We start from the raw sequence: 6,633 nt of genomic DNA, 5'->3' as shown, positions 1-6,633 counted from the left end.
TTACGCACCACCCCGTCAGTAGCTGAACAGGAGGGACAGCTGATAGAAACAGAAGCCACTGGAGCACCTCAAAAACACCATCATACACTAAATCATTAAGTTGGCAGCATCACCGATTTTTTAAACATATAAAATACCATCAATGAAGTGATTAAGAAGTTATAGAGTAACAGAGAATTAATAAGATTCTTTTCTCTGAGACGCCAGAATATTTGTTCTGGCGTCTGATTTTGAGTTTATTTGACTAATGAAAATAGATCATTGAGTGATTCGCTCATCGACGGATGAGTAAATATCTGATCGCGTAATATGCTATAAGGCAGCCCGGCATCCATCACCATTTTCACTATATTGATCATCTCGTGGGAGTCAATACACAGCAGTGATGCTCCTAATATACGTTGGGTTTTATTATCAACAATCGCTTTTAATACCCCACGGGTATCGTTCATCACTCTGGCGCGCGGAATTGCAGCTACAGGCAATGTCACCACCTGAATATCAGCACCACTCTCTCTGGCTTGTTCTTCTGTCATACCAACCCTGGACAGGGGCGGTGTCATAAATACGGAATAAGGCACATTTTTCCGATCATCAGTACTACGTTTGCCTTCACCCAGTAACTCATCACGTACAATGCGGTAATCATCCAGTGATATGTAAGTAAATTGCAGCCCGCCGGTAACATCTCCCATCGCCCAAATATTGTCTGCGGTGGTATGTAATCGCTTGTCAACGACAATTGCCCCGCGCTCGTTTACTGCGATACCGGCATTTTCTGGATGTAACGAAGCGGTAGCCGGTTGACGACCGGAAGCTATTAACAGTGCATCCACCGCCAGTTGGGCGTGCTCGCTATGCACTTGCACTTGATTTTCATGGTGACTGATTCGCTCCACATGGGCATTGAGGATAATATCGACGCCCTGATCGCGTAAAATCGTCGCGATATTATCAGCAATATCCCGATCTTCCCGAGGCAAAAACAGCGAAGCTGCCTCTAAAATGGTTACTTTGCTGCCAAAATTAGCGAACATAGAGGCGAACTCAACGCCAATATATCCGCCGCCCAAAATACCTAAATGCCCAGGCAATTCTTTTAGATTAAGTAATCCGGTGCTGTCATATACACCAGGCGTGGTGGTAATTCCAGGAATTGGCGGAACCACGGCTTGTGCACCGGTATTAATAAAAATTTTCTCGCCATGAATCTCCAAATTTCCCTCAGGCCGATGAACACGCAGGCTATGATTATTGATAAACTCCGCCTGGCCGTCGATCACGTCGATATTGGGCATATCCGCAAGATTATGAAAATTCTTATTACGTAAAAAATTAACCACTTCATTTTTACGCTGTATGGCACGGACAAAATCTGTGTGCTGCTGTGCGTCATGAACCAATGTTTTGGTTGGGATACAGCCGATATTAATACAGGTCCCGCCATACATTGCATTTGATTGTTCGATGAGAGCCACACGCCAACCTGCTTTTGCCAGCGTGACGGCTAATGTTTTTCCAGCCTTGCCAAAACCAATAATAACTGCCTGATATTTATTCATGATGATTTCCTGTCGAAACGCGTTCATTTGACATCATGACTATAGACGCAAAAGGTGATGCTGCCAACTTACTGATTTAGTGTATGATGGTGTTTTTGAGGTGCTCCAGTGGCTTCTGTTTGGCTTTGTTGAATAAATCGAACTTTTGCTGAGTTGAAGGATCAGATCACGCATCTTCCCGACAACGCAGACCGTTCCGTGGCAAAGCAAAAGTTCAAAATCACCAACTGGCCCACCTACAATAAAGCCCTCATCAACCGTGGCTCCATAACTTTCTGGCTGGATGATGAAGCTATTCAGGCCTGGTATGAGTCGGCAACGCCTTCATCACGGGGAAGACCTCAGCGCTATTCTGATCTCGCCATCACCACCGTTCTGGTCATTAAACGCGTGTTCAGGTTGACCCTGCGGGCTGCACAGGGTTTTATTGATTCCATTTTTACACTGATGAATGTTCCGTTGCGCTGCCCGGATTACACCAGTGTCAGCAAGCGCGCAAAGTCGGTTAATGTCAGTTTCAAAACGCCCACCCGGGGTGAAATCGCGCATCTGGTGATTGATTCCACCGGGCTGAAGGTCTTTGGTGAAGGCGAATGGAAAGTCAAAAAACATGGCCAGGAACGCCGCCGTATCTGGCGAAAGTTGCATCTGGCAGTTGACAGCAACACACATGAAATCATCTGTGCAGACCTGTCGCTGAACAATGTGACGGACTCAGAAGCCTTCCCGGGTCTTATCCGGCAGACTCACAGAAAAATCAGGGCAGCATCGGCAGACGGCGCTTACGACACCCGGCTCTGTCACGATGAACTGCGGCGTAAGAAAATCAGCGCGCTTATCCCGCCCCGAAAAGGCGCGGGTTACTGGCCCGGTGAATATGCAGACCGTAACCGTGCTGTTGCGAATCAGCGGCTGACCGGGAGTAATGCGCGGTGGAAATGGACAACAGATTATAACCGTCGCTCGATAGCGGAAACGGCGATGTACCGGGTAAAACAGCTGTTCGGAGGTTCACTGACACTGCGTGACTACGATGGTCAGGTTGCAGAGGCTATGGCCCTGGTACGAGCGCTGAACAAAATGACGAAAGCAGGTATGCCTGAAAGCGTGCGTATTGCCTGAAAACACAACCCGCTACGGGGGAGACTTACCCGAAATCTGATTTATTCAACAAAGCCGGGGAGAGCATGAAAATGATGGATATGAGCGGTCACGATCAGGCCGCAATGTCCCATGAAATGATGCAAAACGGCAATTCTGCTGCCCATCAGGACATGGCTGAAATGCATAAAAAAATGATGAAATCCAAACCTGAGAACACCCAAGAAACTGCTAAGCCATTTTCCGAAATGAACGAGCATGAGAAAGCCGCTGTTGTGCATGAGAAGGCGAATAATGGTCTATCTTCCGTTATTCATCAGCAGCAGGCTGAAAAGCATCGCAGCCAGATCACCCAGAATTAACCCGCAGCTCCACTTGTCAGACCCTCATTTGACGCCGAAGTCACTGGCTTACGCTCCCGTCCGGGAGCGTTTTTTTCCCATATATCAAACTTTAACTCTGAAGAGGTGGAAGTATCTGACCAACACTGTCACGTAACGCCAGATAACTACAAAAACACCTCAGGTGAACGTAAGCGTTAAGTGAGCGCCGTATTGACGGCTATTTATTGGTGAGATCTACGTTCCATGGCAGCAGTTCGGCCACTTTGTTGATGGGCCACTCCGGCAATACGCTCAGGATATGGCGAAGGTAACCCTCTGGATCGATACCGTTCAGCCTGCACGTTCCGATCAGACCATACAGCAGGGCACCACGTTCACCACCATGATCACTGCCGAAGAAGATGTAGTTTTTCTTGCCCAGACAGACCGCTCGTAGCGCGCGCTCAGCAGCGTTATTATCCGGCTCTGCCAGACCATCATCGCAGTAGTAACACAGGGCATCCCACTGGTTCAGTGCATAAGCGAACGCCTCGCCTAACCGGGATTTTTTCGACAGAGTGGCACTTTTCTCCACCAACCAGTCATGCAGGGATATCAGCAACGGTTAACTTCGGGACCGTCTGGCGGCCAGCCGCTGAGATGCCGGAAGGCCGCGTATTTCCTCTTCTATCGCGTATAACTCACTGATGCGCTTCAGAGCCTCCTCTGCTGTGGCCGTCCGGGTGCTGATATAGACGTCATGGATTTTGCGCCGCGCATGAGCCCAGCATGCCGCTTCTGTCAACGGGCCACCTTCACGCTCTGCGCTGAACAACCTGTCGTACCCTGCGAAGGCATCTGCCTGCAGCACGCCATGATAGTGCCGAAGATGTTGCTGAGGGTGTTTCCCCTGTCGGTCCGGTGAGAAGGCGAACCATGCCGCTGGCGGATCTGATGAACCCGCGCTTCTGTTATCACGGACATATGTCCAGATACGCCCGGTTTTCGTCTTCTTTCTGCCCGGCGCCAGCACGGGCACCGGAGTGTCATCCGTATGCAGTTTGCGGCAGTCCATCACGTAGTGGTAGAGGGCTTCATCCAGCGGGGCCATTAACCGGCAGCACGCATCCACCCAGTTGGAGAGCAGCGCACGACTCAGATCCACACCCTGACGGGCAAAGATTTCGCACTGGCGATACAGCGGCAGGTGTTCACAGTATTTGGCCGTTAACACGCGGGCCAGCAGACCCGGCCCGGCGATGCCCCGGTCGATAGGACGTGAGGGCGCTGGCGCTTCAACGACGCAGTCGCATCGGGTACAGGCCTTTTTCACCCTGACCGTGCGGATCACTTTCAGGGCGCTGGAGACCAGCTCCAGTTGCTCCGCGCTGACTTCGCTGAGATAGGCCATATCACTACCGCAACCAGGACAGCTGGTTTCAGCTGGCTCCAGTCTGTTTATTTCGCGGGGAAGATGTTCCGGTAACGGGCGACGATGACGGGACTGGCGCAACTGACGCGGAACCTGCTGATCATTGTCCCGGCCGTTGTAACGATCGCTTTGCTGCTCCTGCTGTTTCAGCAGGGCTTCGGCTTCTTCGACCTGCCGGCGTAGCTTTTCTGAACGGGTACCGAACAGCATTCGGCGCAGTTTTTCTATCTGAGCCCGCAGATGTTCTATTTCACGCTCTTCGTTCTCTATTTTCTCTTCTGCGCGGGCCAGCGCTGAACGCAGGAACGACTCAGTCTCAGCAACGAGACTGAGCTGGCTGTCTTTCTGGCGAAGCGCGTCTTCCAGCGCAGCGATACGGGCGAGATAGTCCTGACTCATGACCCCATTTATAATGCGGTCATGCGCTTTTTACAACATCGTCAGTGAGTTAAGGCGTGCAGTTTTAGGTTTCCGCCAGTCCAGCTTATCGAGGAGCATGGCGAGTTGTGAGCGGGTGATGGCGATTTTGCCGTCGCGTACAGCAGGCCAGACGAACTGTCCCTCTTCCAGACGTTTGGTAAACAGACACAGACCGTCAGCATCAGCCCAGAGGATCCTCACGGTGTCACCTTTACGACCACGGAAGATAAACAGGTGGCCGGAGAACGGATTGTCATCAAGAACATGCTGGACCAGTTCGCCCAGACCATTGAAGGACTTACGCATATCGGTGACCCCGGCAACCAGCCAGATACGAGTGCCTGACGGTAAGGGTATCATCGGCTCCTCCCGCTCAGCTCGCGGATCAGCGTTTTCAGAAGTGCAGGTGATAAATCCCCGGACAGACGCAGGCTGGCACCGCCGACAGTCACCTCGCATGTCATGGCCTCGCGGCAGGCTGGAGCGGCGGGTTCATAGTGCGGCTCAGCATGGTGTGACAGGACCATATCAGGCAGGACAACGGGGATAACAGAGTCTTGCTCTCTGATTGACCGTTGTATTTCATCGGGCAGAAGATGTCTGTAACGCTGGCGCCAGGTAAACAGCAGATTGTCATTAATTCCATTATCCCGCGCCAACCGGGCAACACAGGCTCCAGGCTGATATGAAGTGGTTTACTGAATTTGGCCACCTGAACAGAGGTGATATGCTCACCTCAGAACAACACAGGTGTCATAATGAAAAAAAGAAATTTCAGCGCAGAGTTTAAACGCGAATCCGCTCAACTGGTCGTTGACCAGAACTACACCGTGGCAGATGCAGCCAGCGCTATGGATGTCGGCCTTTCCACAATGACGCGATGGGTGAAACAATTACGTGATGAACGGCAGGGCAAAACACCAAAAGCCTCCCCCATTACCCCGGAACAAATTGAAATCCGTGAGCTCAGGAAAAAGCTACAACGTATTGAAATGGAAAATGAAATATTAAAAAAGGCTACCGCGCTCTTGATGTCAGACTCCCTGAACAGTTCTCGATAATCGGGAAACTCAGGGCGCGTTATCCTGTGGCCACTCTCTGCCATGTGTTCGGGGTTCATCGCAGCAGCTACAAATACTGGAAAAACCGTCCTGAAAAGCCAGACGGCAGACGGGCTGTATTACGCAGTCAGGTACTTGAACTGCATGGCATCAGCCACGGCTCTGCCGGAGCAAGAAGCATCGCCACAATGGCAACCCAGAGAGGTTACCAGATGGGGCGCTGGCTTGCTGGCAGACTCATGAAAGAGCTGGGGCTGGTCAGTTGCCAGCAGCCGACTCACCGGTATAAGCGTGGCGGTCATGAGCACGTTGCTATCCCGAATCATCTTGAGCGACAGTTCGCCGTAACGGAACCAAATCAGGTGTGGTGCGGTGATGTGACCTATATCTGGACGGGTAAGCGCTGGGCGTACCTCGCCGTTGTTCTCGACCTGTTCGCAAGAAAACCAGTGGGCTGGGCCATGTCGTTCTCGCCGGACAGCAGGCTCACCATGAAAGCACTGGAAATGGCATGGGAAACCCGTGGTAAGCCCGTCGGGGTGATGTTCCACAGCGATAGTAATAATGCCGATGTCAGTCTTTACCACCACTTAGTTTGCCGTTTAACCAGATTGGTGTGATTACTGATGCAGTGAAGACCTTCCCGCATCCTGACTCACACAGCGATCGACCTTTTGTGTCCTGCCCTGGACCCGTCGGTTGCCGGAAGCGCCTTCATGCGAGGCATCTCCTCA

4 protein-coding genes and 4 pseudogenes are annotated in these 6,633 nt (G+C 51.5%); 3 read left to right on the top strand and 5 right to left on the bottom strand.

The window, feature by feature from the left end; genetic code table 11:
- A partial coding sequence (locus L463_RS24760; protein WP_097491765.1) for an IS1 family transposase occupies nt 1-59 on the bottom strand: 59 nt, incomplete at its 3' end.
- Nucleotides 60-236: 177 nt separating this feature from the next.
- The gene (gene rclA, locus L463_RS00420) at nt 237-1,562 is read right to left on the bottom strand and encodes a reactive chlorine resistance oxidoreductase RclA (protein ID WP_007896426.1); all 1,326 of its coding nucleotides are present in this window, start codon (nt 1,560-1,562) and stop codon (nt 237-239) included.
- Between the two features lie 153 nt (nt 1,563-1,715).
- On the opposite strand from rclA, the gene L463_RS00425 reads away from it, so the two are divergent.
- Entirely contained in the window at nt 1,716-2,684 is a 969-nt protein-coding gene (locus L463_RS00425; protein ID WP_022649395.1) for an IS5-like element IS903B family transposase, read from the top strand.
- Nucleotides 2,685-2,740: 56 nt separating this feature from the next.
- A pseudogene (locus L463_RS00430) lies at nt 2,741-3,025 on the top strand (copper-binding protein); the annotation flags it as partial.
- A 199-nt stretch (nt 3,026-3,224) separates the two neighbouring features.
- On the opposite strand, the pseudogene L463_RS0123050 reads toward L463_RS00430, so the two are convergent.
- From L463_RS0123050 to L463_RS24755, 3 genes and pseudogenes are all read right to left on the bottom strand, one after another.
- Nucleotides 3,225-4,817, bottom strand: a pseudogene (locus tag L463_RS0123050) (IS66 family transposase).
- 30 nt (nt 4,818-4,847) lie between these two features.
- Nucleotides 4,848-5,198 carry an IS66 family insertion sequence element accessory protein TnpB gene (tnpB, locus tag L463_RS00435; protein WP_016151369.1) on the bottom strand — a complete coding sequence of 117 codons (351 nt, stop codon included), beginning with the start codon at nt 5,196-5,198 and terminating at the stop codon, nt 4,848-4,850.
- A pseudogene (locus L463_RS24755) lies at nt 5,195-5,515 on the bottom strand (IS66 family insertion sequence element accessory protein TnpB); the annotation flags it as partial. The pseudogene L463_RS24755 and the gene tnpB, both read right to left, overlap by 4 nt.
- 81 nt (nt 5,516-5,596) lie before the next feature.
- On the opposite strand from L463_RS24755, the pseudogene L463_RS24150 reads away from it, so the two are divergent.
- Nucleotides 5,597-6,465, top strand: a pseudogene (locus tag L463_RS24150) (IS3 family transposase); the annotation flags it as partial.
- Nucleotides 6,466-6,633: the final 168 nt, after the last annotated feature.

It is taken from the genome of Enterobacter sp. BIDMC 27 (genome assembly GCF_000534415.1).
GTDB lineage: Bacteria > Pseudomonadota > Gammaproteobacteria > Enterobacterales > Enterobacteriaceae > Enterobacter > Enterobacter hormaechei_C.
This window is presented reverse-complemented; position numbering and strand designations above follow the sequence as displayed.